37 protein-coding genes are annotated in these 26,797 nt (G+C 42.0%); 27 read left to right on the forward strand and 10 right to left on the reverse strand.

The window, feature by feature from the left end:
- The first annotated feature begins 3 nt into the window (after window positions 1-3).
- From HMPREF2697_RS08465 to HMPREF2697_RS08485, 5 genes are all read left to right on the forward strand, one after another.
- On the forward strand, window positions 4-756 hold the full coding sequence (locus HMPREF2697_RS08465; protein ID WP_070850367.1) for a CPBP family intramembrane glutamic endopeptidase: 753 nt from the start codon (window positions 4-6) through the stop codon (window positions 754-756).
- A 121-nt stretch (window positions 757-877) separates the two neighbouring features.
- Window positions 878-1,921, forward strand: a complete 1,044-nt coding sequence (locus HMPREF2697_RS08470; protein ID WP_022495851.1) for a FecCD family ABC transporter permease — start codon at window positions 878-880, stop codon at window positions 1,919-1,921.
- A 4-nt stretch (window positions 1,922-1,925) separates the two neighbouring features.
- Window positions 1,926-2,681, forward strand: coding sequence for an ABC transporter ATP-binding protein (locus tag HMPREF2697_RS08475; RefSeq protein ID WP_070850369.1), 756 nt, complete (start codon window positions 1,926-1,928; stop codon window positions 2,679-2,681).
- A gap of 20 nt (window positions 2,682-2,701) precedes the next feature.
- Window positions 2,702-3,718 carry an ABC transporter substrate-binding protein gene (locus HMPREF2697_RS08480; protein WP_002885936.1) on the forward strand — a complete coding sequence of 339 codons (1,017 nt, stop codon included), beginning with the start codon at window positions 2,702-2,704 and terminating at the stop codon, window positions 3,716-3,718.
- Window positions 3,699-4,388 (forward strand): alpha/beta hydrolase-fold protein, encoded by a 690-nt coding sequence (locus tag HMPREF2697_RS08485; RefSeq protein WP_070850371.1) that lies wholly within the window; start codon window positions 3,699-3,701, stop codon window positions 4,386-4,388. Before HMPREF2697_RS08480 ends, HMPREF2697_RS08485 begins: the two co-directional genes overlap by 20 nt.
- 100 nt (window positions 4,389-4,488) lie before the next feature.
- On the opposite strand, the gene HMPREF2697_RS08490 is transcribed toward HMPREF2697_RS08485, so the two are convergent.
- Window positions 4,489-5,082 carry a class I SAM-dependent methyltransferase gene (locus HMPREF2697_RS08490; protein ID WP_013990857.1) on the reverse strand — a complete coding sequence of 198 codons (594 nt, stop codon included), beginning with the start codon at window positions 5,080-5,082 and terminating at the stop codon, window positions 4,489-4,491.
- Between the two features lie 155 nt (window positions 5,083-5,237).
- On the opposite strand from HMPREF2697_RS08490, the gene HMPREF2697_RS08495 reads away from it, so the two are divergent.
- Complete coding sequence (locus tag HMPREF2697_RS08495; RefSeq protein WP_013990856.1) at window positions 5,238-5,819, forward strand: TetR/AcrR family transcriptional regulator; 582 nt, start codon at window positions 5,238-5,240, stop codon at window positions 5,817-5,819.
- 107 nt (window positions 5,820-5,926) lie between these two features.
- Window positions 5,927-6,238, forward strand: a complete 312-nt coding sequence (locus HMPREF2697_RS08500; protein WP_013990855.1) for a hypothetical protein — start codon at window positions 5,927-5,929, stop codon at window positions 6,236-6,238.
- 51 nt (window positions 6,239-6,289) lie between these two features.
- On the opposite strand, the gene HMPREF2697_RS08505 is transcribed toward HMPREF2697_RS08500, so the two are convergent.
- A complete protein-coding gene (locus HMPREF2697_RS08505) occupies window positions 6,290-6,487 on the reverse strand; it encodes a bacteriocin immunity protein (RefSeq protein WP_070850373.1) in 198 nt (65 codons plus the stop codon).
- 99 nt (window positions 6,488-6,586) lie between these two features.
- Window positions 6,587-7,006, reverse strand: coding sequence for an SP_0198 family lipoprotein (locus tag HMPREF2697_RS08510; protein ID WP_070850375.1), 420 nt, complete (start codon window positions 7,004-7,006; stop codon window positions 6,587-6,589).
- Window positions 7,007-7,180: 174 nt separating this feature from the next.
- Between HMPREF2697_RS08510 and HMPREF2697_RS08515 the strand changes: the two genes are divergently transcribed.
- The 8 genes from HMPREF2697_RS08515 to HMPREF2697_RS08550 all read left to right on the forward strand — a co-directional run bounded on the left by HMPREF2697_RS08515 (window position 7,181) and on the right by HMPREF2697_RS08550 (window position 12,692).
- Window positions 7,181-7,573, forward strand: coding sequence for a YbgA family protein (locus HMPREF2697_RS08515; RefSeq protein WP_070850377.1), 393 nt, complete (start codon window positions 7,181-7,183; stop codon window positions 7,571-7,573).
- Window positions 7,570-7,932, forward strand: a complete 363-nt coding sequence (locus HMPREF2697_RS08520; RefSeq protein WP_070850379.1) for a TIGR02328 family protein — start codon at window positions 7,570-7,572, stop codon at window positions 7,930-7,932. Before HMPREF2697_RS08515 ends, HMPREF2697_RS08520 begins: the two co-directional genes overlap by 4 nt.
- Before the next feature lie 12 nt (window positions 7,933-7,944).
- Complete coding sequence (locus tag HMPREF2697_RS08525; protein WP_070850382.1) at window positions 7,945-8,322, forward strand: hypothetical protein; 378 nt, start codon at window positions 7,945-7,947, stop codon at window positions 8,320-8,322.
- Window positions 8,323-8,326: 4 nt separating this feature from the next.
- Window positions 8,327-8,689: a hypothetical protein gene (locus tag HMPREF2697_RS08530; protein ID WP_070850384.1), complete on the forward strand. Its 363-nt coding sequence runs from the start codon at window positions 8,327-8,329 to the stop codon at window positions 8,687-8,689.
- Between the two features lie 103 nt (window positions 8,690-8,792).
- Entirely contained in the window at window positions 8,793-9,404 is a 612-nt protein-coding gene (locus HMPREF2697_RS08535) for a CPBP family intramembrane glutamic endopeptidase (protein WP_070850387.1), read from the forward strand.
- Window positions 9,405-9,430: 26 nt separating this feature from the next.
- Entirely contained in the window at window positions 9,431-10,072 is a 642-nt protein-coding gene (locus tag HMPREF2697_RS08540; RefSeq protein WP_021147046.1) for a GDSL-type esterase/lipase family protein, read from the forward strand.
- Between the two features lie 95 nt (window positions 10,073-10,167).
- Window positions 10,168-10,782, forward strand: a complete 615-nt coding sequence (locus HMPREF2697_RS08545; protein WP_014633340.1) for a hypothetical protein — start codon at window positions 10,168-10,170, stop codon at window positions 10,780-10,782.
- A 248-nt stretch (window positions 10,783-11,030) separates the two neighbouring features.
- On the forward strand, window positions 11,031-12,692 hold the full coding sequence (locus HMPREF2697_RS08550; protein WP_070850389.1) for a SulP family inorganic anion transporter: 1,662 nt from the start codon (window positions 11,031-11,033) through the stop codon (window positions 12,690-12,692).
- Between the two features lie 52 nt (window positions 12,693-12,744).
- On the opposite strand, the gene HMPREF2697_RS08555 is transcribed toward HMPREF2697_RS08550, so the two are convergent.
- The 3 genes from HMPREF2697_RS08555 to HMPREF2697_RS10725 are packed head-to-tail and all read right to left on the reverse strand — an operon-like array spanning window position 12,745 to window position 14,599.
- On the reverse strand, window positions 12,745-13,560 hold the full coding sequence (locus tag HMPREF2697_RS08555) for a TIGR03943 family putative permease subunit (RefSeq protein WP_014634199.1): 816 nt from the start codon (window positions 13,558-13,560) through the stop codon (window positions 12,745-12,747).
- The gene (locus HMPREF2697_RS08560; protein WP_070850391.1) at window positions 13,560-14,462 is read right to left on the reverse strand and encodes a permease; all 903 of its coding nucleotides are present in this window, start codon (window positions 14,460-14,462) and stop codon (window positions 13,560-13,562) included. Before HMPREF2697_RS08560 ends, HMPREF2697_RS08555 begins: the two co-directional genes overlap by 1 nt.
- A 5-nt stretch (window positions 14,463-14,467) precedes the next feature.
- The gene (locus HMPREF2697_RS10725; protein ID WP_002885949.1) at window positions 14,468-14,599 is read right to left on the reverse strand and encodes an SPJ_0845 family protein; all 132 of its coding nucleotides are present in this window, start codon (window positions 14,597-14,599) and stop codon (window positions 14,468-14,470) included.
- Between the two features lie 227 nt (window positions 14,600-14,826).
- Here HMPREF2697_RS10725 and HMPREF2697_RS08565 point away from each other — a divergent pair, with 227 nt between their 5' ends.
- The 7 genes from HMPREF2697_RS08565 (at window position 14,827) to HMPREF2697_RS08595 (ending at window position 20,539) form a co-directional block, all read left to right on the forward strand.
- On the forward strand, window positions 14,827-16,959 hold the full coding sequence (locus HMPREF2697_RS08565; RefSeq protein ID WP_070850393.1) for a Tex family protein: 2,133 nt from the start codon (window positions 14,827-14,829) through the stop codon (window positions 16,957-16,959).
- A complete protein-coding gene (locus HMPREF2697_RS08570) occupies window positions 16,946-17,386 on the forward strand; it encodes a SprT family protein (RefSeq protein WP_070850395.1) in 441 nt (146 codons plus the stop codon). Before HMPREF2697_RS08565 ends, HMPREF2697_RS08570 begins: the two co-directional genes overlap by 14 nt.
- Window positions 17,387-17,451: 65 nt before the next feature.
- Window positions 17,452-17,715: a PspC domain-containing protein gene (locus HMPREF2697_RS08575; RefSeq protein ID WP_070655185.1), complete on the forward strand. Its 264-nt coding sequence runs from the start codon at window positions 17,452-17,454 to the stop codon at window positions 17,713-17,715.
- A 127-nt stretch (window positions 17,716-17,842) separates the two neighbouring features.
- A complete protein-coding gene (hprK, locus tag HMPREF2697_RS08580; protein ID WP_070850397.1) occupies window positions 17,843-18,772 on the forward strand; it encodes an HPr(Ser) kinase/phosphatase in 930 nt (309 codons plus the stop codon).
- Window positions 18,772-19,563: a prolipoprotein diacylglyceryl transferase gene (lgt, locus tag HMPREF2697_RS08585; protein ID WP_070850399.1), complete on the forward strand. Its 792-nt coding sequence runs from the start codon at window positions 18,772-18,774 to the stop codon at window positions 19,561-19,563. The genes hprK and lgt overlap by 1 nt, the downstream gene beginning before the upstream one ends.
- A 124-nt stretch (window positions 19,564-19,687) precedes the next feature.
- Window positions 19,688-20,086, forward strand: coding sequence for a DUF948 domain-containing protein (locus HMPREF2697_RS08590; protein WP_002885965.1), 399 nt, complete (start codon window positions 19,688-19,690; stop codon window positions 20,084-20,086).
- A gap of 12 nt (window positions 20,087-20,098) precedes the next feature.
- Complete coding sequence (locus HMPREF2697_RS08595; RefSeq protein WP_013990838.1) at window positions 20,099-20,539, forward strand: YtxH domain-containing protein; 441 nt, start codon at window positions 20,099-20,101, stop codon at window positions 20,537-20,539.
- 53 nt (window positions 20,540-20,592) lie between these two features.
- Here the strand turns inward: HMPREF2697_RS08595 and HMPREF2697_RS08600 are convergent, their stop codons facing one another.
- Window positions 20,593-20,889 carry a DUF3270 domain-containing protein gene (locus HMPREF2697_RS08600; RefSeq protein WP_002886140.1) on the reverse strand — a complete coding sequence of 99 codons (297 nt, stop codon included), beginning with the start codon at window positions 20,887-20,889 and terminating at the stop codon, window positions 20,593-20,595.
- A 238-nt stretch (window positions 20,890-21,127) separates the two neighbouring features.
- On the opposite strand from HMPREF2697_RS08600, the gene HMPREF2697_RS08605 reads away from it, so the two are divergent.
- From HMPREF2697_RS08605 to HMPREF2697_RS10240, 3 genes are all read left to right on the forward strand, one after another.
- Window positions 21,128-22,057 carry a peptidase U32 family protein gene (locus HMPREF2697_RS08605; RefSeq protein WP_002886038.1) on the forward strand — a complete coding sequence of 310 codons (930 nt, stop codon included), beginning with the start codon at window positions 21,128-21,130 and terminating at the stop codon, window positions 22,055-22,057.
- A gap of 95 nt (window positions 22,058-22,152) precedes the next feature.
- Window positions 22,153-23,439: a peptidase U32 family protein gene (locus tag HMPREF2697_RS08610; RefSeq protein WP_021144422.1), complete on the forward strand. Its 1,287-nt coding sequence runs from the start codon at window positions 22,153-22,155 to the stop codon at window positions 23,437-23,439.
- Entirely contained in the window at window positions 23,439-23,756 is a 318-nt protein-coding gene (locus tag HMPREF2697_RS10240) for a CHY zinc finger protein (RefSeq protein ID WP_013990836.1), read from the forward strand. The genes HMPREF2697_RS08610 and HMPREF2697_RS10240 overlap by 1 nt, the downstream gene beginning before the upstream one ends.
- 45 nt (window positions 23,757-23,801) lie before the next feature.
- Here HMPREF2697_RS10240 and HMPREF2697_RS08615 read toward each other — a convergent pair whose 3' ends face one another.
- Entirely contained in the window at window positions 23,802-24,341 is a 540-nt protein-coding gene (locus HMPREF2697_RS08615) for a biotin transporter BioY (protein ID WP_070850401.1), read from the reverse strand.
- Between the two features lie 95 nt (window positions 24,342-24,436).
- Window positions 24,437-24,721: a hypothetical protein gene (locus HMPREF2697_RS08620; RefSeq protein ID WP_022495932.1), complete on the reverse strand. Its 285-nt coding sequence runs from the start codon at window positions 24,719-24,721 to the stop codon at window positions 24,437-24,439.
- A gap of 124 nt (window positions 24,722-24,845) precedes the next feature.
- On the opposite strand from HMPREF2697_RS08620, the gene HMPREF2697_RS08625 reads away from it, so the two are divergent.
- The gene (locus HMPREF2697_RS08625; RefSeq protein WP_002886106.1) at window positions 24,846-25,058 is read left to right on the forward strand and encodes a YdbC family protein; all 213 of its coding nucleotides are present in this window, start codon (window positions 24,846-24,848) and stop codon (window positions 25,056-25,058) included.
- 36 nt (window positions 25,059-25,094) lie between these two features.
- On the opposite strand, the gene HMPREF2697_RS08630 is transcribed toward HMPREF2697_RS08625, so the two are convergent.
- Window positions 25,095-26,429: an Nramp family divalent metal transporter gene (locus tag HMPREF2697_RS08630; protein ID WP_037603898.1), complete on the reverse strand. Its 1,335-nt coding sequence runs from the start codon at window positions 26,427-26,429 to the stop codon at window positions 25,095-25,097.
- A 210-nt stretch (window positions 26,430-26,639) separates the two neighbouring features.
- Between HMPREF2697_RS08630 and HMPREF2697_RS10820 the strand changes: the two genes are divergently transcribed.
- Window positions 26,640-26,797 (forward strand): P-loop NTPase fold protein (locus tag HMPREF2697_RS10820; RefSeq protein WP_142350090.1); only part of this gene is annotated, 158 nt, incomplete at its 3' end.

Raw genomic sequence — 26,797 nt, forward strand, 5'->3', positions numbered from 1 at the left:
GATATGAAAAGAAAAGAAGCCTTGTTGCTTTATCTGGCAGGGACCCTTGGACAGATTTTACTGGTCAGTCTCCTAGTTTGGCTGCTAAGAGCAGGAGGAGTTAGGGTTGATTATGGAACTCCAATTGGCCTTTTTACCCTTATTTTAGGTGGCTTGTCATCAGCTATTTGGGGAGGCTATGTTAGCATCCGCTATCATCACTCCAGTTTTAAACAACTTGTCAGAGATTTTTTCCAAATCAAACAGCCTCTCAGTAACTATCTCTTAGTTCTTATTTTTCTAGGTTTGGATTTTCTACCACCGATCCTGAGTGGAGGTATGCTTATCCAAGTTTGGTATCTCCCCATTATGTTATTTTGTAAAGCCCTTGTCTTTGGTGGTATCGAAGAAATCGGTTGGCGCTATTTTTTCCAGCCCGCTTTGCAAGAAAAGTTAACCTATCTAGTGTCCACGCTTTGTACCTTTGTAGCCTGGTCACTGTGGCATATCCTCTATTTTTACATTGATGGGTCTCTGGCCACGATTCATTTATTGCCTTTCTTGCTAGGCTTATTAAGCAATTGTTTCATCTTATCCGCTATTTATACAAAGACCAGAAGTCTTTGGCTTTGTGTCATGACCCATGCACTAATCAATGCTTTATCGCAACTGTCATCAACGGAGGAGAGCCTTTGGTTATCCCTTGTGATTAAGGTGTTGATAATCCTTCTTGCCATGAAAATTGCTAGTAGCAGTATGGAAAAAGTTAAATCCTAAGAGTAGTTATGTGACTGCTCTTTTTTTCCACTCAAATGACCTTGCCCATCTTTTTGAGGCATGTTATACTAGAAGGGTATTGTCAAAATTTTCTGACATTACAGGTGGAAAGGAGGTGCTAATGCCTTTTAAAAAAACAAAACACCTTGTTTTTTCCCGCTACCTAAGCCTGCTCTGTTTGCTTCTAGTTTTACTAGTAGCGTCAGTTTTTATAGCAGTGTCTTTAGGGGCGGTCACTATAGATATAGGTGATACCTATGGTGTCATCTTCAGTAAATTGGGGCTTCCGATGGCCAGTCATAACATAGCCAAACCACTTGAAGCTATTATCTGGAATATGCGAGTTCCTAGGGTTCTCCTGGGGTTAATAGTTGGTGCAGGTCTTTCCATGTCTGGGAGTGTCATGCAGTCAACCGTTAATAATCCGATTGCCGAACCCTATATCCTGGGAATCTCGGCAGGGGCAACTTTTGGAGCAACCTTGGCCATCATTTTAGGTCTTAAAGCTGTAGTAGGCTTGGGTGCCTTTGTGGGAGCTATCCTAGCGACGGTTCTTGTCCTAATCATTGCCTCTATGCAGGGGAGAGTGACCACATCTGGCCTGATTCTATCTGGAACGGTTGTTAATGCCCTCTTCATTGCTTTTGCCAATTTTATAATCTCTATTGGAGCGACAGCAGACAGTGTCATGACCATTAAGTTTTGGACCATGGGTTCATTGACAGGAACATCTTGGTCAGATTTGCTGCTTCCAGCAGTAGTGGTTGGTTTGGCCTTTCTCTTTTTCTCAACTCAGTATCGTGTCTTCAATGCCATGATGATGGGAGATGAGGCAGCTTTGACTTTAGGGATTCCACTTAAACTCTATTGGTATCTTTACATCGCCATTGTTGCGGTCATAACGGCTGTCTTGGTTGCTAGCTGTGGGATTATCGGTTTTGTCGGCTTGATTACCCCTCATATTGCTAGAAGTTTAGTCGGGACTAACTATCGTAAGCTTTTTCCTGTGGCAACGCTCTTAGGTTCCTTGTTTGTGGTTTGGGCAGACGTCTTGGCTAGAATCCTCGTTAAAAATGCAGAGCTACCGATCGGTATCTTTACTGCCTTAGTTGGCGCACCTTTCTTTATTTATATTGTGACTAGAAATCGTAGGAAGGTGGTTTAGACTTATGGATTTAAAGTGTCAGGATATTCATTATTCGATTGGAGAGAAAAAGATCCTAAACGGTGTCTCTCTAGAGGTTAAAGGTGGGCAATTCCAGACCATACTGGGACCAAATGGGAGTGGGAAATCAACCTTGCTTAAAACCATTTACCGCCAGTTGAAACCAGATAGCGGTCAGATTTTTCTTGATGGAAAATCCCTAGATCAGGTAAGCCTAAAGGACACTGCAAAAGAAATGGCCGTTGTGACACAGTTTAATACCCTTCAATTTGATTGTACGGTGGAAGAAATTGTCATGCTTGGCCGAACGCCCCATCTTTCCTTTCTGCAAAAAGAATCGGAGCGGGATCACGTCCTCGTTCAGGATGCCTTAGACAAGGTTGGCATGTCTGAAAAGAAGGCACGCTATTATTCGTCATTATCAGGTGGCGAAAAACAAAGAGTCATCCTAGCGCGTGCCTTGGCTCAGGAACCCAAACTCCTTTTGTTGGATGAGCCTACCAATCATTTGGACATTAAGTATCAGTTGGAGATGTTGGCCTTGGTCAAGGAGCTAGGCATTAATGTTCTCGCAGTTCTCCACGATATTCAATTGGCCTGTCGTTTTTCAGATTATATCTACTTAATGAAAGGGGGTGAGATTGTTGCCCAAGGTGTCCCAAGGGATGCCGTAACCCCACAATCCTTGCAGGCGGTTTATGATGTTCAGAGTCGTATTACTTGGACGGATGACCAGCAGGCAATGATTCAGTATTTATAAGCCTAGGAAAGGAAGGCCTTATGAACAAGAAAACATTTCGTATCGCATTAATCGCTGCAGCAGTCCTCACATTGACAGCATGCAGTTCTACATATAAAAACAGCACATCATCGTCATCATCAGCAAAAGAAACGGTGAAAAAGACCAAGTCAGAAACCCAGTATCCTTTGACTGTCAAAACTTATGACGATAAAGGAACTGAGCTAGATCAAGTCTTCAAAAAGGCACCAGAAAAGGTTATCACCAACAACCTTTCATCAACTGAAATCTTGATTGAGCTTGGTTTGAAAGACAAAATTGTCGGTATGCTTAACCCTGACAATGAAGTAACCGATAAATATAAGGATGACATTGCTTCAATCCCACATATCGGTGATAAGAAGACTATTTCTCAAGAAGCTATCTTGGCTTACGGACCAGATGCTCTTATTGGTCGTAATATGATGTTCTCAGACAAGTCAATGGGAACCATCAGCACATGGAACAGCAACGACATTCCTGTCTATACGCAAAAAGCTTCTGTTTCAACAACTAAACAAGATTTGAATAATATCATCGAAGATGTTAAAAATATTGGTGACATTTTCAACGTTCAAGACAAGGCAGACAAGTATGCGGGACAACTCCAAAAGCGTATCGACGCCGTTAAAAAGAAAAACAAGTCTTCTGACAAAGACTTGAAGAAGGCTCTTATCATGTGTGCCTACAACGATGAGACCTTTGGAACTTACAAATCTGCCCTTCAAGAAAGTATGCTCAATCAGCTTGGTTATACCAATGTTGCGACAGGAACATCAGATTTGACTCTGGAAAATCTCGTGTCAATGGAACCAGAATTGATTATCTATGTAACCAGTGACCGTAATAAGGCCATGGACAAGGAAGCAACAGACAAGATGGAAAAGAACGCTGTTCTTGAAAATGTTCCAGCCGTTAAAAACAAGAAAATCATGACTATTTCTTATGATGAGCTTATGGATTACGGTCCATCTGTGATTGATTCTCTTGAAAAGGTTAATGACTTTGTTAATAAATAAAAACTTTGTCTGCCATGACATTCAGGTGACGATTGCCCTTCCTGAGTTCTATGATTCCAAGAAGGCTTATCCAGTTGTTTTTCTGAACGATGGGCAGCTTGAGTATCTTGGAAAGCTGGCAGATTCTGCTATCCTGATTGGACTTGAACCTCAGAATCGCTTGGATGATTTTACGCCTTGGCAGGCTCAGGCTTTGAGACCTGGGAGCCCTGATTTTGGCGGTAAGCTAGCCAGCTATCATGACCATCTATTTGGCCATATTTTCAAAAGCATCGCACAGGAGTTTCAACTGGATGAAAATCGTATGGCTTACGGAGGCTACTCGCTGGGTGGTTTGGCTGCTATTTCCAGTCTTTATAGCAGTGATAGGATGCCTTTGATCTTTTCCATTTGCGGATCCTTTTGGTATCCAGATTTTGTAGATTACTGCAAAGCCCACCCGCTTATTAATAAGTCTTGCTCGGTCTATTTACGTAACGGTTTGACCGAGGGGGCTAATCATAAGAATAGACTGGCCAAAGCTCCTAGTTATGCCAAAGAAGTGCATGAACTTATCAAAAAACAGTGCTTGTCCACTTATTCAGCATTTGACCCCTACGGTCATCATGACCATCTCCAAGAAAGATATGACGCTTTTTCGGATTGGTTGATTGAGCAGTGGCAACTCTGAAATGCTGCTATTGGTGATTGAGTAGAAAAGAGAGAAGAAAAGTAGTGAAGAAAATTCCGACGATGGAATCTCTTCACTACTTTTTGTTATGCTTAATTTCCTAATCACTCTTAGTGACAACATACACAACCCATTTGTAATTTTGCTTTTCTTCAATCTTTGAAAAGCCAATGCTTGCTAACAACTGTTTCAATTCATGGCTTGTTCCATAATCTGTCATATGATATTTTATTTTTTCTTTCTCGGAAGCAATAATCAAAGTGGAAGGATTGGACATGACTCTATAGATTTCCTGAAAACTCTGTTTTAAATCCTCCCAGAAAATATGTGTCTGGATGGCAAATACCAAATCAAAATCATTATTTTGGTAGGGAAGGTTTGCTACATTGCCAATCCTCAGCTTAACACTTCCGTTTTCTATAGCATCTGAATGAATTCGTCTAGCAGTTTGATAAGACTCCTTAGAGATATCAATACCATGAATGTCAAGATTTTTATCTAACTCAAGAAGGTTCTTAATAGTGCTGCCTCCGCCATAGCCGATTTCTAAAATCCGACTATTGTTAGGGATAGTGGTTTGTTTGGTTGCCCAAAGGCTGAGTTCCTTGAAATAGGACGACCAGATGTTGGTAATCAATCGACCGACAAGACCACTCGGTTTTCTAGATTGCTTTATAAGATATTGAATGAGCATGTTCCCTCCCATTTTTGAAAATAGAGTTTGAAATATACATGATTAAAATTCAAACTTTATTATAGAGAAAGCTATTAAGAATAGCAAGAAAAAATGAAATATTTACTTATATATTTCAAACTTATGCTACAATTATTTATAACAGAGGTGTTCACATGAATCAATATCAAAAGACGACTGAGAAAAAGAAGCAAGCGATTGTTCAAGCAGCTTTGCGTTTGTTTAAAGACAAAGGTTTTAAGGAAACTAGTATAAAATCTATTGCAGAGGCAGCAGAAGTATCTCCTGTTTCTATCTACAATTATTTCGGGAGTAAAGATAATTTGGTAGCTCTCTGTGTTAATGACTTGTTTGAAGAAATCACACAGCAAGCTGAGGATATTTTAAAGAGCAATCTAGATTTTAAAACAAAATTAAACCAGGCTTTTTCCCTATGTCAGGAGAAAATGAGTCGGCAAATCTCGGACTATTTTCAAGATAAAATGGTGAAAGAACCTACTTTTTCAACTCTCTTAGCGAAAGCAATCACTGCAAAAAAACGTGATATCTATCGTGCTTATATTGAGCTAGGAAAAGAAGAGGGGGCTATTGCTGAAGACTTATCGACAGAGCTTATTTTAAATGTTATGGATGCTCTTAATGGTATGGGAAATCAATTAGCCCATAGTGACATTTTAGAGACAGAGGTTGAGCAAATCCATCAGATTTTTTTGTATGGTATTTTTGGAAAAAATTGAGCCTATCTTTTATGGTATTTTATAACTTGCCCCGTCCATCTCAATCAGTTGTATATTCTCATACAAGGGTGTAAAATCTACTATATAAAGATAAAGAGGAAGTAGTAATGGAATTAAAAGATTTTACAGAACAAGAACAAAAGCAAATCGAAAAAGGTTTGAGCACAGCTGAGATCTCTGACAAGGAAGCGGCTAAGAAGTTGCTCGCTCTCGTACCGCAAGAATGGATTAAACGCATTCCTTTCTTTGTCAGAGGACATGCGACGACTAAGACAGTAGAGCGTGTAGCCAAGCAATACCCTGAACTCTACGCAGTAGCTAAACGTCAAGGGGACCTTCCTGAAAAAGAAGGCCAAGAGTTGCGTAAAATCATGACAGGCATCTTTGAAGAAAAAATGAATAAACACAAGATTAAGTAATGTTGTATGAAAAGAGGTATAATTCCGCAAACTTATACCTCTTTCTTATCTTTACTTCTTATTTGATTTGGATAGGCTGATGGCAACCATTGTCGCACACAGGAAAAATGCAGCTAGTAAGCCTTTTGTAGAAGTAGTCATGAAAGGTTTATCAAAGACATAATAGTTATAGACAGCAAATCCCAGTCCAATAAGAGTTACAATAATCGACACAATAAATAGCGTAACCCATAATCTTCTTTGAGTCATCGTCAACCTCCTCTTTGTATCCGTTTTCTTTCTGCCTATAGTATAACATAAAAAACCTTAGCTAAATTCCAGAGAGTAGTTCGGCTAAGGTTTTTCATTTTATTTCGTCAAGACAACCGTATCATTTGGATCATGGTCGTCATCTTCAATAGTCAGTTGATTACCATCGAGTTTATAGTATTTGGTGTCGTCACCGATTGTCAGACTTTGATTGTCAGAGTTAACTGTTACAGACTTGCTTTCCTTCTCGCCATCTGCCTCATCCTCTTCCCAAGTTCCAGTATTTCCAGAGATGGTAAGAGTAATGCGATCATTTTCGTCAGTCCCTTTATAGGTGCCATCTAGCCCTTCAGTTTGTTTAGAGGCTTCAGAGCTTTGTGAAGATGAAACCTTACTTGAACTTTGTAGGGTGCTAGCAGAGCTTTCAGGTGTTTGAGCTTTCTGGTTTGAGCAGGCTGCTAAAAGACCAAGAACTGCCATAGAGGCAAGAGAAAGTGTGAGTTTTTTGGACAATGTCATAGGCTTGTCTCCTTTCTTTGATACCTTAAGTATAGCAAACGCTTACAAACAAACCAAGCAAAAAACCTTTTCTGAAAATGCTTGAAAATCACTCTTTCGGATTCTTAAAAGCATAATCTATTATCCCCATTTAAACTATGCTATACTGATAAAAAGCAAGAAGGAAGGTCCCTAATGACAACTACTAATCTACGTCGCCAGTGCGAGCAACTATGGGCAGCCAATAAGTACCTGGTGCTCAGCCATTCGAACAAGATTTACTTGGAAATCCGTAACTATCTCAAGAATGAAGAGGTTAGTTTTGATCAGGTTCAAGCCTACATTGATCAAGCACTTGACCTTCCTGAAAATCCTGGTCAGGTCGTCAATGCCTTCCAACATATCTGGGGGTATTTTAAGAAAAAGGCGACTGCCAGCGAAAAGGAAAAGTTTATGGCCCAACTGGATAGCTATGCGGCAGGCAAAATTCCTCAGCATTGTTTGGTGGAATCCGTCAAAGAGCTCCTCAGCAAGTATCCTAATCGTTATCTGGAGGAGTCAACCTTAATTAATGGGGGTTCAAAATGAGACTGTGGCATCAAGACTTGATTGCAAAACTACCCCGTCAGCAATTATTAGGACAACACCGAGAATGTTGTGCCCTTCGTGGCAAGGGATGGCAACGCAAGCATGCGACGGTTAACTATGTTTTTGATTATTCACCGTACCACTTGTTTAAATACCATGAACTCATTATGCAAGAAATGGCGGAACGTGGCTATTGTGTCAGCCCCGAGTGGTTAGACAAGGAGTATCGAGGTAAGCAGATGCCAGCCTACGATAAGCTTGAAGTGGAGACATTACCAGCCATCATCTACCCAGAGCATGATGCGGCTTATTTACAGGAATGTCTGGACAATCTCAAGCAAAAAGGAATCATCATCTAAAGGAGGAAAACGATGCATTTATTTAAGTGGCTAGCACCTAAAAAGAAAGGAGCAGAAGGCCTTGTCATGCGTATATCGACAGCTGATCAGGTAGACTATGCGACGATTACAGACCCAAGTGACAGTGATATCTGGGATGCCTTGGTGCAACTTCCAGCATCTTACGATAGTCTCTATCTCACCTATGGCGATAAAAAGTCAACGAGCTTTATCTTTGTTGAATATGAGGATGATCAGTACCGTTTGGAACACGACACACCTGAGCTAGGACTAGACTCGACCAATGTCGCGCGTGTATCCCAACAAGTTGCCAGAGACATCCTTATTCGCTTTTCTAAAGAGCACACAGTGATTTTGGATGACCATTGGAAGCAAGAGAAAGTAAGGTAGTCCTATGGCATACCTTACCTCAGAAGCCAGAAGAAAACAGCGAAAAGCCTTGTGCTTAATTATTGAAATCATTTGTCTGGTTCATTTTGCAATCATTGTCCCTCGTGACCGAGTCTTTACGCCTGAAAATTGGGCTCATACACCAGCTCCTATGCGACACAAACTCATGTGGAGTTTTCACCGTCAGTATCAGCTTGAGGACATGACGAGAGAAAAAGTGGAGAAGCTCTTGGGCAAGGGTAACGACCTTAAAGGAAGTGTTGAGTACCAGCTGGCTGACGATTGGATTGGTGGCTGGCGTGTTTACCATATTGACTATGAGCAAGGCCGTGTGATTCGTGCCAAAGAAACCTGGCAAGATTGGTGAGAATGAGTTTTCTCTTCCTCTAAAAGTAGTATAATGAAAATGTAGAGGTATACGCTTTCAAAAGGTAAAAACTGTCTTTTGACTAGAAGAGGAGGACAAACTCATGACCCTATTTATATCTAAACTGATGAACGGTATTATGGAACTGCTCATAGTCTCTGTCATTCCTTTCATCACTTGGTTAATTTGGAGCAGGAAAAAGGTGGGTTTCTTTGACTGGATTGGGTTGAAGAAAGTTGAAAGTCAGCAGAAGAGGCGATTACTACTGACCATTCTGGGGATTAGTCTACTTTTTCTTCTTTTTTCGATTGTGGTCTTTAGTTGGTTCGACTCTAGCCAAACGGCCACAGCAGCTTTTTCTGGAAAGGGAATTGGAGCCCTTCCTGCCATCTTGTCCTACGCTATCTTAGGGACTGCCTTGCCAGAAGAAATCTTCTTTAGAGGTTTTCTTTTGAAAAGGCTACAAGGAAAACTAGGATTCCTGGGGGCCAATCTGGTTCAGTCTCTCTTATTTGGCCTCATCCATGCACTTATGTTTATCCAATTAACTGGTTACCTAAAAGCTATGGCTATCATGGCCTTTATCAGTCTCATCGCTTACGTTTTTGGTGCTATCAATGAGAAAAAAGCAGGTGGCTCTATTCTTCCAAGTGTCTTTATCCACGCCTTGGCCAATACGGTTGTAGGGCTTCTCTTTGCCTTCTCCCTCGTTTAGATTAAGTTATATAGAAAAAAGTTATCATGGATGAATTAAAAGAAATCAAACTTAAAAATTATCAGTACTTAAATGAGGTTGCTATCAAGGGGGAGACGCTCTTCACAGGTTCATCTCTCATGGAGCTTTTTCCAATTTGTGAAATCGCTAGGAGTAGAGGTGTCGACGACATCATCTACAATCGAGGTATCAGTGGCCTAAATACGGATGAATTTCTCCAGCATATCCATCCCCTACTTTTGGATCTGCAACCGAGCAAGGTGTTTATCAATATCGGTACCAATGACATGACCGAGGAGCCTTATGGAGACCAATGGTTCCACCATATGACAGCAAACATCAGGCAGATTCTGGAGCAAACACAAGCTGTCTTACCTCATACCAAGATTTACCTCATGTCTTTTTACCCAGCCAATCTTCATCTGCCTTGGCAGACACCAGCATCTATTCAGTGGATGAAACTGCGGACACCTGAAAATCTTGACCGTTGCAACCAGGCTCTTGAGGAAATTGCCCAAACCCATGGTTGCCACTTTATTAATTGTAATGCTGGGCTGGTCAATGATAGGAAAGAGCAGAAGGCTGAGCACACCTATGACGGTGTCCACCTTTATGCCAATGCTTACTTAAAAGTCTTTGAAGCTCTCGAACCCTACCTCTTGAATTAAGAAAATATGAGAGAATTTCCAGTTCTTACTCGCTTTTTTCCTTTGATTACAGTACAATAGACGTCAAAAGTGAAAAATTGAAATGAGGTATCCCTATGTGGAAATGGTTTAAACGACTCATTGTCCTCGTCATTGTGGTCTTTTTTGCAGTGGCGGCTCTACTCATTCCGGACAAGATCGACAGTCAGGACCAATTAAAAAATGTATCAACACAAACATCCCTTGCTGATTTAGCTCAGGCTGGTATTGGTGGGGCCTCCCTTTCATCAGGTGGGGTTTCAACCGAGATTAATCTTGATAGCAACCAGTTTCGTCAAATCCTAAAAGCAAGCATGGCTGATTCTAATGACGAGACCTTGCTAAACAGTACTGTAGAGTTGAATGATTCTTATCTGACAGCTAAGCTACCGGTGTCTCTTGGACCTATCGAATCAACATTCAGCCTTGATTTCACGGTTAGCACTAACAAGGAAGTCATCCTATTAGACTTGGCAGGTGCCCACCTGGGTCGCCTCCCTGTTCCTAAATCACTGGTTCTGCCTTACCTCAAGAAGAGTATTGCCCAGTCAAGCAGTGGGGTTCGCATGGTTAACAATCAGATTCAGCTCAAGCTTCCTGAAATCGGCTACGAAATTGAGCAGGCTACTGTGACCAACAGCAAGATGAAGGTCAAGCTTAACATTCCGATTTCCTTGCCAACCAGTTGGTAATTTAAGAGGAATCTATCAATCCATGATAAGTCAAAACAAGTCCATAGTCTGGACTTGTTTTTTGATGCCTTCATTTCTAAACTAAGAAAGTTAAATAATTCTTGAAATAATACGTTTACATCTCCCAATCCCCTAGAAAATGGGGGGGGTCCTGTGCTATCATTAGACTGTAAAAATGATAAGCGTCTGACACTCATTGCAAAAAGAGTTAAGTCAAAGAGTTTTAGGATAATAGTTAGGAGGAACAAATGGACGCTTTAAAATATATCACACCCAAATTTTTCACCACTATCAAGGATTATTCCAAGGGACAGTTCATCAAGGACCTGATTGCAGGAGTTATCGTGGCTATCATTGCCCTGCCCTTGTCGATTGCCCTAGCGATTGCCTCTGGTGTTAATCCCGAACAAGGTCTTTACACAGCAGTGGTTGCAGGCTTTTTTATTTCCTTTTTAGGAGGTAGCCGAGTTCAGATTGGTGGACCTACCGCAGCCTTCGTTGTCATCATCTATGGCATCATCGCCCAGTATGGCATGGCGGGTCTGACTGTTGCCACGCTCATGGCGGGACTCATGCTTATTATCATGGGGCTCCTGCGTTTTGGCGACCTGATTAAATTCATTCCCAAAACCATCACACTTGGCTTTACCTTGGGGATTGCCGTTGGGATTGTGGCTGGACAGATTAAGGATTTTCTAGGCCTTGAGATGAAGTCCGTGCCAGCTGAGTTTCTGGAAAAGATGATTGCCTATGGAGAGCATCTTTCGAGTATTAGTTGGGCGACCCTAGCTATCGGTATTTTGGCCCTGCTCATTCAAATCTTTTGGCCACGCCTTTCTCAGAAAATTCCGGGTTCTCTGGTTGCTATCTTTGTGACCACAGCCATCGTGGCCTTTGGTCATCTCCCCGTCAAAACCATTGGTGATCTTTACACCATCAAGGCGGGACTTCCAAGTTTTACGGTTCCTGAGCTATCATTTTCTTTGATTCGTCAAATGATTTCGCCAGCCTTCACCATTGCCATACTGGCTGCCATTGAATCGCTCCTTTCTTGTGTGGTTTCAGATGGCATGATTGGTGGTAATCACCGCTCTAATGCAGAATTGGTCGGTCAAGGTGTTGGGAATATCATGTCAGCCCTCTTTGGCGGGATTCCGGCAACGGGTGCTATTGCCCGTACCGCAGCCAACGTCAAAAATGGCGGACGAACACCAGTAGCGGGTATGGTTCATGCCTTCACCTTGCTTCTGATTTTACTCTTCCTCATGCCTTACGCTTCATTGATTCCTATGACCTGTCTGGCCTCAATCCTTATGATTGTCGGTTATAACATGAGTGGTTGGCGTACAGTTGGTCGTATGATCAAACGTGCCCCTAAAAGTGATGTGGCAGTCCTGCTAGTGACCTTTATCCTAACCGTTTTCTTTGACCTAGTGGTTGCCATCGAATTTGGTATGGTCCTAGCAGCCTTCCTCTTCCTCAAACGCATGTCCGACGTGGCTCAAATTCGTCAGTGGGTGGACAAGGAAAATCTGGACGATCCAGTTTTGTCCGAGGATAGCGACTTAAAACAAGTCCCTAAAAACGCTGTCGTCTATGAAGTTTTTGGTGCTCTCTTCTTTGGTGCAGCCAATAACTTCTTGAATGTGATTAATGATGAAACTAAGAATGTTCTCATTCTACGCATGCGAAACGTTCCAGCCATGGATATCTCAGGCCTAGATGCCCTTGAAGAAACTCTGGCCATTTGTCAAAAACGTGGCATGACCTTGCTTCTTTCTCACGTCAATCCACAACCCTACCGAGTACTTGAAAAATCAGGCTTTATTCAAACTATTGGACCAGACCATATCTGCGAGTCGACCGACCAAGCCCTTGAAAAAGCAGCAGCACTAGCACAAGAAGCTTAGACAAACGTTTTTAATACAAGAAGAAAAAGCAAGTTCAACTGAACTTGGCTTTTTAAAATACGCGATAAACATAGGGATTGTCAGGCTGACCGACCTCTTTAACCTCAGTCAAATTGAGGATAGGAAGGCTCTGTTTGAGATTTTGATAGTAATCCACAGTGATGGTACCAGTGACTTTTACCCAGGTATTATCCTTGAAGGTTTGGTCACTTCCTCTCGTCGCCAGTCCGTAAACACCTGAATCGGCGATACAGTGGATAATACCGAAACGGAAGATGAACTGATAACCCTTGGTCTGTGGGTCATTGTAAACAAAGCCGGTATAGGTGACCTTCTTGCCCACGAAATCGTTAGGATAGAGGTAGATGAGCTCCATGACTTCCATGTAATTTTCCGTGGTAATCTGGATGGTCTCACGTCCCTTGTACTTGGCTAGTTCCTTGGTCATCTCCTTCTCATAAGCAGAGGAGGTGAAGTAGGAGCTAGTGTCCGGCTTCAAGTACTGGATGGTCGTTCCCTCTTGGTCGGCCTGATTAGGATCACTCCCTGCCGCCAGTGGAAAATGATAACCCTTAGCTGATACGGTATTGGCATCTAGGGTCACTGTTGGCACCAAGAGCCCCGTAAGGACTGGAAAGGCCAAGAGAACGATGCTGGCTACCTTGGCTACTCGACCTGACAAATGCGAGTGAACCTTCATTTGCTTCATCCAAACAATGAGTTGAACCACAGCGAGGATGAAGGAGAGCACCATGGAAATGTAAGCCAAGTAGGAGTAGTGGATATTAATGTACTGGTTGAGCTTGCCAGAAACTTGTAAGTACATGACCAGCTCAAAATACCCAGATAAGATGAGAAAACGTAACATTAAATCACCCCCAATATCAGACAGTAAATGATTGTTACCAGACTTGCGGTTCCTACGAAGAGACCAACAAAGCGTGTCTTAAACTGGTGTTTCATCATGATTAGGTTCTTGATATCAACCATAGGACCGATGATGAGAAAGGCCACCGTTGGTGCCACTCCAAAACTAGAGAGCAAGGAAGCCCCGATAAAGGCATCCGCCTCTGAACAAAGGGAGAGGATAAAGGCCAAAAGCATCATGATGAGGATGGCTGTCACCGAATTGTGCCCGATTGTCGTAAGAATACGGGTCGGTAGGTAGGTCTGCATCCCTGCGGCCACCAGGCTCCCGAAAATCAGGTAACGCCCAGTGTCGAAAAATTCATCTACCGCATGAATCAAGGCTTGAAAAACTTTCTTACCAGCTGACAAATCACTATAGTCGTGCACATGACTGACCTTACGATTGTCCTTAAGAATCTGGTCATCCACCACAAAGCCGAGCAAAATTCCCAAAATCATGGCAATCAAGAAAGCTCCGAGAAAACGTAAAATTACGTAGTACCAAGAGTTCCCAAAGGCCGTATAGGTCGCAAAGAGAACGACTGGATTGATGATAGGAGCTGTTGCCATGAAAGGAATAGCTGTGTAGCTAGGCACTTTTTTCTCTAAAAAGCGCGTGATAATGGGAACAATCCCACACTCACAAGAAGGGAAAATAAAACCAATTAGAGTTCCAAAGAGAATAGCCAGGACCTTGTTTTTCGGCAGGAAGTTTTGTACCTTTTCAGGGGTCACGAAGACTTCGATAAAGCCAGACAGAATACTTCCCAACAAAACAAAGGGCAGGGCTTCGATAATAATAGATAGAAAAACTGCCAGAAGCTGCAAAACGCTATCTGGTAGTTGATGAAAAATAGCCATAAAAATTATTTCTTCTTATCTTCTTGAAGACGTTTGTCCTTCTTAGGATCAGTTCCCGCCTTTTCAAAATCAGGGATAGCCGCAAAAGATGCCATCATGCTTTCAAGTTCATTTGTTTTTTTCTGAATAACCGCCATAAAAAGCCTCCGAGTTAAAATAAGATACTAAGGGCGTCATTTCTGACAGAAAAGAGGGCATCGGCCGAAGAAGCTTTGCTTCTAGGAAGATGCATCTATTTTCCGAAAGAAATAGCCCCTAACAATAGGTTTACCTTTCTATTATACTACCTCTTGCTTAAAAATTCTCGCTTCAGCTACAAGGTTTTCTACCCAAGCAAATCTCCTATCGTGGTATAATAGAACTTATGGAAAATCGTAATTTAGAGACATTGGCTCAGGAATTGGGCCTAAAAAAACAACAAGTTGAAACAGTTTTGGAATTGACCGCAGAAGGCAATACCATTCCTTTCATTGCCCGTTACCGTAAGGAAAAAACAGGCAATCTGGATGAAACGCAAATCAAGGCTATCATTGATATGGACAAGTCCTTGACTACTCTTCAAGACCGTAAGGAAACGGTTCTGGCCAAGATTGAGGCTCAGGGTAAATTGACTGACCAACTCAAGGCAGCCATTGAAGCGGCTGAAAAGTTGGCAGACGTGGAAGAACTCTACCTTCCCTATAAGGAAAAACGCCGCACCAAGGCGACGGTTGCCCGTGAAGCAGGTCTTTTCCCCTTGGCTCGTCTTATCTTGCAAAATAGTCCAAACCTCAAGGCTGAAGCTGAAAAGCTGACATCTGAAGCCTTTCCAACAGCTGATAAGGCTCTTGCGGGTGCTGTGGATATTTTGGTTGAGGCCTTTTCTGAGGACAATAGCTTGCGCTCTTGGACCTACAACGAAATCTGGAACAACAGTGACATCACTTCAACCCTCAAGGATCAATCGCTGGATGAAAAAGAAATTTTCAAGATTTACTATGATTTTGAGGACAAGGTGTCTAAACTTCAAGGTTACCGTACGTTAGCCCTTAACCGTGGGGAGAAACTAGGCGTTATCAAGGTAAGCTTTAAGCACAATCTTGAGAAAATGCACCGTTTCTACAGTGCTCGTTTCAAACAAAAAAATGACTATATCGAGGAAGTTATCAATCAATCTCTCAAGAAGAAAATCATTCCAGCTATGGAGCGTCGTATCCGAAGTGAATTGACTGAAGCAGCAGAAGATGGTGCTATTCAACTTTTCTCTCAAAATCTTCGAAGCCTCCTTCTAGTATCGCCACTTAAAGGCAAGATGGTACTTGGTTTTGACCCAGCCTTTCGTACAGGGGCTAAGTTGGCCGTGGTTGACCAAACTGGTAAGCTCATTACAACGCAGGTTATCTATCCAGTAGCTCCAGCAAGTCAGGCTAAAATCGCACAGGCTAAAAAAGACTTGGCTGACCTCATCAAAAAGTATGCCATTGAGATTATTGCGATCGGTAATGGAACAGCAAGCCGTGAAAGTGAAGCTTTTGTGGCAGAAGTCCTCAAGGATTTCCCAGAAACTTCTTATGTCATTGTCAATGAAAGTGGTGCCTCTGTCTACTCTGCATCAGAGTTGGCTCGCCATGAGTTTCCAGATTTGACGGTCGAAAAACGCTCAGCCATTTCTATTGCCCGTCGTCTCCAAGACCCATTGGCCGAGTTGGTTAAGATTGACCCTAAATCAATCGGAGTAGGCCAATACCAGCATGATGTTAGTCAGAAGAAACTGTCTGAAAATCTTGATTTCGTCGTTGATACCGTGGTTAACCAAGTCGGTGTCAATGTCAATACGGCAAGTAGTACCCTCTTGTCACACGTGTCAGGACTCAACAAGACCATCTCTGAAAATATCGTCGCCTACCGTGAGGAAAATGGTGAGATTGCATCGCGTGCTGAAATCAAAAAGGTCCCACGTCTTGGTGCCAAGGCCTTCGAACAAGCTGCAGGTTTCCTTCGTATTCCAAATGCCAAGAATATCTTGGATAATACGGGAGTCCACCCAGAGTCCTACCCAGCGGTAAAAGCCCTCTTCAAGCAGTTGGATATCACAGACTTGGACGATTCTGCCAAGGCAAAATTGAAGGCTCTTAATCTTAAAGAAACAGCGGAAGGATTGGGACTTGGACAGGAAACCCTCAAAGATATCATTGCTGACCTTTTGAAACCAGGCCGTGACCTCCGTGACGATTTTGAAGCACCAGTGCTTCGTCAAGATGTTCTTGAACTCAAAGACTTGTCAGTAGGACAAAAACTTGAAGGAACGGTCCGTAACGTTGTGGACTTTGGTGCCTTTGTGGATATCGGTGTCCACGAGGATGGACTTATCCACATCTCAGAGATGAGTAAGAGCTTCGTTAACCACCCAAGTCAGGTCGTATCTGTTGGGGATTTGGTTACCGTGTGGGTATCAAAAGTTGATTTAGAGCATGAAAAACTCAATCTCTCCTTGGTGAATCCACGTGAATCTAACTGATTATGTTAAGACTGTTTCTATAGAAGATTTTGGTTGGGAATTTAAGCATCAAGCCTTGTGGAACAAGCGTCTCCGAACCACTGGAGGTCGGTTCTTTCCCAAGGATGGTCATTTAGATTTTAACCCAAAACTCTATGAGGAACATGGTCTTGAAACCTTTCGAAAAATCGTCCGCCACGAACTCTGTCATTACCACCTTTATTTTCAAGGGAAGGGCTATAAGCATGCGGAGAGAGATTTTAAGGACTTACTAGCCAAGGTTGATGGCCTTAGATACGCTCCAAAGATGCAAGGGCAAGTGGAGAACTATTATCTCTATCAGTGCCAATCCTGTGGTCATACCTACCGTCGAAAACGCCGTGTCAATACACAGAAATTTGCCTGCGGTCTGTGTCGAGGCAAGCTCATTTTTCTAAATCAGTCCTAGGGCTGATTTTTTTAGTTTTAAAAAATCATATAATTAAATCAAAGAAATGATGGGAGAAGAAGACAATGTCAAATCGTTTTTATAAGACACGAAAAAATAGACTCGTCGCCGGTGTTGTTGCAGGTTTGGCAGATAAGTTTGGCTGGGACCTAGCTCTGGCTCGTATCTTGGCTATCATTCTCATGATTTCAACGCAGTTTGGAATCTTCTTATATTTGGTTTTAGCCTTCCTCCTTCCTTACAAAGAAGATATTTATCCCGAAATCAAACTCAAGGATGGACGCAAACGTAAAAACGCTGAACCTGTTGAAGATGAGTGGAATTGGTAAGTAACTGTTAATAGATATTGACCTGTGATTGGCCCTGGTGCTAGTCACAGGTCTTTTTTGCTTTGAGAACCGCATTGAAAACCTTTTTATGATACAATGAAACTAGTAAATAATCGGAGGAAATAATATGACAGTAACCGTTAAAATGTTGGTTGACAGGCTTAAACTCAAGGTTGTCTATGGGAATAAGGAGCTTTTGGCAAAACCGATAACAACTGCTGATATCTCTCGTCCTGGTTTAGAAATGACAGGTTATTTTGACTATTATTCACCGGAACGATTGCAGTTGGTTGGGATGAAGGAGTGGTCTTACCTTAAAACCATGACTGAGAATAACCGTTATTCTGTTTTTACTAATATGTTTAAAGCAGAAACTCCAGCTATTATCGTGGCGCGTGGTCTTAATATTCCGGAAGAGATGCTTCGAGCTGCTAAGGAAAATGGCGTAGCAGTTCTTCAAGGACGAAACGGCACATCGTCACTTTCAGGGGACATGTCTTGGTATCTTAACTCACAATTAGCTGAACGAACTAGTGTCCATGGTGTTTTGGTAGATATCTACGGGATGGGTGTTCTTATCCAAGGAGACTCTGGAATCGGTAAGAGTGAGACAGCGCTCGAGTTGGTGAAACGTGGGCACCGTCTAGTTGCTGATGACCGTGTAGATATCTATGCTAAAGATGAGGAAACTCTCTGGGGAGAACCTGCAGAAATTCTTCGCCATCTTCTTGAAATCCGTGGGGTTGGTATCATTGACGTTATGAGTCTTTATGGAGCCAGTGCTGTCCGTAATTCATCTCAAGTTCAGTTGGCCATCTATCTTGAAAATTTTGAAGACGGTAAGGTCTTTGATCGTCTTGGAAATGGGAACGAAGAAGTTGAATTGCAAGGCGTTAAGATTCCACGTGTCCGCATTCCTGTTAAGACAGGCCGTAACGTATCAGTCGTTATCGAAGCTGCAGCCATGAACTACCGTGCTAAGCAAATGGGATTTGATGCAACCAAAACCTTTGAGGAACGTTTGACTAACCTCATTAGTAAGAATGGTGAAGACTAATGTTAGCTACTATTGACCCTATTGCTCTAAGACTTGGCCCCATTAGTATTCATTGGTATGCCATCTGTATCGTATCTGGTCTCTTACTTGCCGTTTATCTGGCTCAGCGGTGGGCTCCCGAAAAGGGTATCGACCCTGAAAACATCCTAGATTTTATTCTTCTGGCCTTTCCGATAGCCATTGTTGGTGCTAGGCTCTATTATGTGATTTTCCAGTGGTCTTACTACAGTCAAAATCCTTCGGAAATTTTTGCGATTTGGAATGGTGGGATTGCCATTTATGGTGGCTTGATTGCTGGAGCAGCTGTCCTCTATTGGTTTGCGAAACGTCATGCCATTGCTGTCTTGGATTTTCTAGATATCGCGGCACCTGGCGTTATGATTGCTCAGAGTATCGGTCGCTGGGGAAACTTTATTAACCAGGAGGCCTACGGAAAAGCAGTCAGTCATCTGAATTATGTCCCAGAATTTATTCGCCAGCAGATGTACATTGATGGTAGTTATCGTGTACCGACCTTTCTTTACGAAAGTCTCTGGAACTTGGTCGGATTTATCATTATCCTAGGACTACGACGCTTTAATAAGAAACTGCGTCAAGGAGATGTGACCTCATTTTACCTTATCTGGTATGGTCTAGGACGTTTTGTCATTGAAGGCATGCGTACGGATAGCCTCATGTTTGCTGGCTTGCGTGTCTCTCAATGGGTCAGCATTGCCATCATTATCTTGGGTACTAGCCTCTTATATTTCCGTAAGCAACGTCCAGAGGCAGATTATAAAATGAAAAACTAGTCATACCGCTCAGACTTTGTTATAATATAATGAAAATTATCATAACAAAGGTTACTGGAAACTGAAGAATCTATTTCAGTTTTCTTGTAGTGACCTTTTAAAAAGGTCAAAGGAGTCCTAAACTATGGCAGAAATTGCATTTCTTATTATCGCAATCGCACTTGCTGCGTTCCTGATTGCGTTGATCCCAACCCTACTTCGTACCCGTCATGTGGTTAAAGAAGTTGAAGAAACAGTTGCTGTGCTTCGTACAGATATCAATGTAACCCTTCATCAAACAAATGAAATCTTGGCTAAGGCAAACGTCTTGGTTGAAGATGTTAATGAAAAAGTTCAAACAATCGATCCTCTCTTCGTAGCAGTAGCTGAGCTTTCAGAAAGTGTCTCTGACTTGAATACTGAAGCTCGTTATCTCGGTGCGAAAGCAAGTGCAGCAGGAGCAAGTGTCGGTAAAGCAGGTTCAGCCTTTGCTATCGGTAAGGTTGCTTCAAAACTATTTGGTAAAAAAGACAAGAAAAAATAAGGAGGTCTTTTCATGAGTAAATTTTTAAACACCCTAATCATTGGTGTAGCTTCTGGAGCTGCAGCAGCTTACTTCTTTACAACTGAAAAAGGTAAAGCTGTTAAAGCACGTATTGATGAAGAAATCGCTTCATTCAAAGAAAATCCAAAAGCTTATCAAAATCAAGTGGTGGAAAAAGCTAGCGACTACAAAGATTTGGCAGTCGATACTTTCCAAGACTATAAAACAAAATTTGAAAATGGCGACATCACTGCAGATGATTTGACAAAAGCAGTTCAAGAAAAAACAGCTCAAGTTGCTGACTTTGCCAAAGAGAGCTTTGAACTTATCAAAGAGAAAACAGCACAAGTAACTCCTGAGCAAGCAGATGTTGAAGCAGAAACCAAAGCTATCGTTGATGATATCGTCATTGATATCAAAGATATCTCTGAAGAAGCAGCAGAAGCAAAATAAAAAAAGAAAGCCCATGAGGCTTTTTTTAGTACGCAAAAACGTTGACCAAACAGTCAACGTTTTTGTGCTTTATAATATTCGATTAGGACATAAATGCCTATCTGACCAATGACGCTGATGGTAATTGCCCAGAAGAAGGCCCAGAAGGTAGCCACCTGTGCTACCAAGAAAAGGAAGGCAACTAGGACTGTTGAAACACAGAAGCTTGAGATACGTCCAAAGAAAATCATATCTTGTAGCTTAATACTATTACTATTTAAACCTTGATAATCTTGATAATTCGTCGTTTGAGGACGCTCAGTCTCGAAATCTTCGATGTGATCAAATTGACGGTGTAAGTTGTCAGCCATGTCTGCCTCCTTTCTATATAAAATATCTAAATCACTTTTTCGTGTAGGTTAAAATACTTAGTCAGTATTTCACTATTTAGAATCTCATTAATAATACCACAAAAATTTTATATTGCAAAGTTTTTTTTGATTTTTGTAAAAATCATAGTATTCAAAAACTAATTAAAAATATTTAGATACAGAGTTTTGAGTCTAAAAATTCTAAAAAAATCAAATCATTTGTGCTATAATGTGAGTTATGGAAAAAATAGTGATTACAGCGACTGCTGAGAGCTACGAGCAGGCACGTGAGCTCCTAGAACTTGGCGTAGATCGTATTTACATCGGCGAAAAAGCTTTTGGCCTTCGTTTGCCTAAGCCTTTTTCATTCGCAGAGATGCGAAAGATTGCAGAGCTGGTACATGAGTCTGGCAAGGAATTGACTGTTGCCGTTAACGCCCTCATGCACCAAGGTATGATGGATGCTCTTCCAGACTACCTTGATTTTCTTGAAGAAATCAAGGCAGATTATATCACGGTTGGTGATGCAGGAGTTTTCTACATTTGTAACCGTGACAAACGCCCCTTCAAAATGATTTATGATGCTTCAACCATGGTAACCTCTAGCCGTCAGATTAATTTCTGGGGCAAACAAGCTGGAGCTTCTGAAGCTGTTTTGGCTCGTGAAATTCCATCTGCGGAACTTTTCGTCATGGCTGAAAATCTTCAAATTCCAGCTGAGGTTTTGGTTTATGGTGCAAGTATCATTCACCACTCAAAACGTCCGCTTCTTCAAAACTACTACAACTTTATCAAAACGGATGAAGCTGTTACCAAAGAACGTGACCTCTTCCTTTCTGAGCCAGGAGATCCAGATTCTCACTACTCAGTTTATGAAGACTTGCATGGAACACATATCTTTGCCAACAATGACTTGGATATGATGACTAAACTTTCAGAACTCGTTGAACATGGTTTTGATCACTGGAAGTTAGACGGTGTTTATTGCCCAGGTGAAAACTTTGTAAAAATCACTGAGTACTTTGTGAAGGCTCGTGACCTCATCGAGGCTGGCGAATTTTCACAAGACCAAGCCTTTCTCTTTGATGAGGCTATTCATAAATTACACCCAGCCAACCGTGGTTTGGACACAGGTTTCTACGACTATGAACCTGACCGTGTAAAATAAAAAAACTTCCTCCTTCGTTTGTGAGTTTTCCATTTTCAGGGAACGAAGGAGTCTTCTAAAAACTAAAATCGACAATCTTGCAAATTGGAGAAATTATGACTACAACTAAAAAACGCCCAGAGGTTCTGGTACCTGCTGGGACTTTGGAAAAATTGAAAGTCGCTGTAAATTACGGCGCAGATGCTGTTTTCGTTGGTGGACAAGCCTATGGTTTGCGTAGCCGTGCCGGAAACTTCACCATGGATGAGCTTCGAGAAGGTATCGAATATGCTCACGCTCGTGGTGTTGATGTGCACGTTGCTTCAAACATGGTTACCCATGAAGGAAATGAAAAAGGTGCTGGTGAGTGGTTCCGTGAATTGCGTGACATGGGACTCGATGCTGTTATCGTATCTGACCCAGCCTTGATTGAAATCTGTTCAACCTACGCACCAGGACTTAACATCCACTTGTCTACACAAGCATCTGCGACAAACGTTGAAACCTTCCATTTTTGGAAGGAGTATGGTTTGACCCGTGTCGTTTTGGCACGTGAGGTTACCATGGAAGAGTTGGCTGAAATCCGTAAGCGTACGGATCTTGAAATTGAGGCCTTTGTCCATGGCGCTATGTGTATCTCATACTCAGGTCGCTGTACCCTTTCTAACCACATGTCAGACCGTGATGCCAACCGTGGTGGTTGTTCACAGTCTTGTCGTTGGAAATATGATCTTTACGACATGCCATTCGGTCAAGAGCGAAAGAGTATCCACGGTGAAGTTCCTGAAGAATACTCAATGTCAGCCGTTGACATGTGTATGATTGAAAATATCCCAGACCTTATCGACAATGGTGTTGACAGCCTTAAAATCGAAGGTCGTATGAAATCTGTCCACTACGTATCAACAGTTGCCAACTGTTACAAGGCTGCTTGTGACGCTTACATGGAAAGTGCAGAAGCCTTTTATGCCATCAAAGATGATTTGATTAACGAACTCTGGAAAGTTGCCCAGCGTGAATTGGCAACAGGTTTCTACTACAAGACACCAACAGAAAACGAACAACTCTTTGGAGCTCGTCGTAAGATTCCACAATACAAATTCGTTGGTGAAGTCGTAGACTTTGATCCAGCAACTATGACAGCTACTATCCGTCAACGTAACGTTATCCTCGAAGGTGACCACGTTGAATTCTACGGACCAGGCTTCCGTCATTTCGAGTGTGATATCAAAGACCTTCACGATGCCAATGGTAACAAGATTGACCGTGCACCAAACCCAATGGAACTTCTTACAATTACCGTGCCACAAGAAGTTAAACCTGGTGACATGATTCGTTCAACTAAAGAAGGTTTGATTAACCTCTACCAAAAAGACGGTTCAAGCAAAACTGTTCGTGCCTAATGACAAGTCAAATCAATGGGCTCCTGGTAGATGATCAGAGTAGGTGTCAACACTACCATTCCCCACTAGATATAGTTGCCCTAAAATGCTTCGAGTGCCAGAAGTATTATGCCTGTTATCAGTGTCATGATTGCTTAGAGAAACATAGCTTTCGAGCTTATCCTTGTCAATTGAAGCAGGACAAGGTCCTTATCTGTGGCGTTTGTAGGCATGAGATGACAATTGAGGAGTATCAAGATGTAGAAGCTTGTCCCAATTGTCACAGAGCTTTCAATCCTGCTTGTTCAAAGCACTATGATATTTATTTTGACAAATAAAAAGATTGAAGATTCTGTTCACGCGAACAAAGTCTTCAATCTTTTTTAGTTAAAGTAGCTATGATTTTTAAGAGCTTTTAAGACTGACTTAGTCACCAAAGCGACGATGAGTCCTTTTAAGAGGTCAGGAATAATAAACGGTGTCAAGCCGACAGCTACAGCAGCAGACCAACCCATCTTTCCGAGAAAGTGCAGGCTGAGGATACCACCGACAAAGACAAGTGCATCACCCAAAACAAAAGCCACAAAGATTTTCCAGATAGGAGTCTCAGCATGCGTCAGTTTTGAAGTGATAAAGGCGAAAAATGGATAGGCCAACAAATAGCCAGCTGAAGGGCTAAAGAAGGCTTGGAGTCCACCGCCTCCACCTGCAAAAACTGGTAGACCAATGGCGCCTAGAATCAGGTAGAGAGTAGCAGCAAGTGTCGCCTCTCTTGGCTTAAGGATGGCAGCAACAAGTCCAACAGCGAAAGTCTGCAGAGTAATGGGAACTGCTCCGATTGGAATGATGATTTGAGCTAGTGCAGCAATGATGGCAGCACCGAAAGCAGGGAGTATAAGTAACAGTGTACGATTTTGTGTCATTTTTAGTTAACCTTTTCTAAATAAATAGTTAACTTATTATAGCAAGTGATTTTAAAATAGTCAACCAAATAATAAAACGAGGTTAACTGATAAACTTAACCTCGTTGTGATATGATTTTTAGACGTTTGATTTCTTTAAGTTCAATCATGCTGATGATCTTATCTTGCTCGATAAAGATGGCTTGTCGCTCCCTGTCATAACGGTTGATGTAGCCCTTATAGGTCTTCTGATTGGATGTCAGCATGACCATTTGATTATGATCAATAGCATGATAGATATCGTTAATAAGTTGATTCTGCATTAGGTGGACAGGTTTGCTGTGACCTATTTCCACAAACTGATGAAGCTGATGCTTTACGGCTTCTAAAAAGTTTATCATGGTCATTTCCCTCGTTTCTTGATAAAATAATTATAGCATGAAAGGTGAATTTTTGTGGATAACTTCATTCTAAAACAGACAATTTTCACAGAAAAAAACGAATAAAGCTAGTGGAGGTAAGCAAATGGCAGAATTTTCATTTGAAATTGAAGAAAAACTCTTGGTTTTGTCTGAGAATGACAAGGGTTGGACTAAGGAACTCAATCGTGTGAGCTTTAATGGCGCACCGGCTAAATATGACATCCGTACGTGGAGTCCAGACCATACCAAGATGGGCAAGGGGATTACCCTCAGCAACGAAGAATTCCAAGTTCTCGTTGACGCCTTCAAAAACTAAAACAAGGTCAGCATGGCGCTGGCCTTATTTTTTTGTTTAAAACGTATCAAAGATAAGTTTGAGATTGAGAATGGTTAGGACAATAGCGATGGCATAACCAAGGAAGGTATTCCACTTGGCATTGACGTGTTTTCCCATGAGTGATTTCTTAGAAGTGTAGTAAATCAAAGGGAAGATAGAGAATGGCAAGGCAATTGAAAGGAATACTTGTGAATAAACCAAGAGTTGATCCAGGGTCTTTTCTTGATCGCCGTAGAGAATGGCTACAACGATAACAGGAAGCAGTGCAAAGAGACGTGTGAACAAACGAATAACCCACTGAGGTAACCTCATGTGGAGGAAGCCTTCCATGACAATTTGACCAGTTAGGGTACCAGTAATGGTAGAGTTTTGACCACTAGCCAAGAGTGCCAAGGCAAAGAGGGTTGAAAGTGTTGAACTAGCAACCGCACCAGCAATCTTAGAGTCCTGAAGGGCATTGTACATTTGTGAGAAAGCTGAAATATCAGAAGCGTGGCCAAAGAAGAGAGCTGCACCCAAAATCAAGAGGAGGGAGTTAACCACAAAGGCCAAAGTCAACTGAATGTTGGAGTCCCAGGTCATGAAACGGACAGCCTTTGTCACATCTTTACCATCAGAATAGTCAACCTTACGAGTCTGTGACAAGGATGAGTGCAAGTAGAGGTTATGTGGCATAACGGTTGCACCCACAATCCCAAGTGCCAAAGTCAACTGGTTGGTGTGCCCAGCAGCATGTGGCTCAAAGAGCGCTGGCGTAGGGAGATAACCCTCGAGGATTCCCGTAATACTAGGCTCAGACAAGGCTACCAGGTAGACAAAGATAACCAAGATGGTCAAAATCAAGGTTGAAACAATAGCCTCGATTTTCTTGAATCCCAGCTTCATGATGAGTAGGAGTAGGAAGACATCTAGGACTGTCACCAGAATGGCAACCATAATTGGAATACCAAAGAGCAGGTTCAGTGCGATGGCAGAACCAAGCACCTCAGCCAAATCCGTCGCCATTAAGGCAAGCTCCAGAATCACCCAAAGCGTGTATCGCAACCATTTGGGCGAGTGGTAGGCAGTCGCTTGGGCCAGGTCCATTTGGGTCACAATCCCTAATTTCCCGGCCATTTGTTGCAACTGCATAGCTATTAAAGATGAAATTAAGATGACAAAAAGAAGACTGTACTTGTAGGTCGCCCCACCGACGACACTGGTAATCCAGTTCCCTGGATCCATGTAACCCACGGCCACAAGAGCCCCAGGTCCCAAGAAAGCCTTAAGATTTTGCCAAAAGCGATTATTATTTGGTGTATCTATGGATTGGTTTACCTCAGAAAGGGAAACCTTTTTTGAATATGTCATAAACACCTCTTTCTAAGTCATTCTGCCTAAAAGTTGCATTATTTCTAGACAGACCGACAATTTTATTATAACACTATGAGGATGATGTGCAAGGTTTTGAAAGGTATTGACTATTTATTCAAAAATCATGTATTTCTACTTTTAAGAATGGTTTGTTTATATTAAAATAGAATAGGTCAAATATATTGGGATTATAGAAAGGTTTATATTATGTCTACTTCAATAAGTGATTTACCTACTTCGAAAGATTTGCTAGGAATTGAACAATATACCGAAGGTCTTAAAAGTTTTATTGAAACTTGTTCGACTCCTCTATCAATTTCTATCCAGGGTGACTGGGGAATTGGAAAGACGAGTATGATGAGACA

Origin of the sequence: Streptococcus sp. HMSC064D12 (assembly GCF_001837205.1) — a bacterium.
GTDB classification, from domain to species: domain Bacteria; phylum Bacillota; class Bacilli; order Lactobacillales; family Streptococcaceae; genus Streptococcus; species Streptococcus salivarius_D.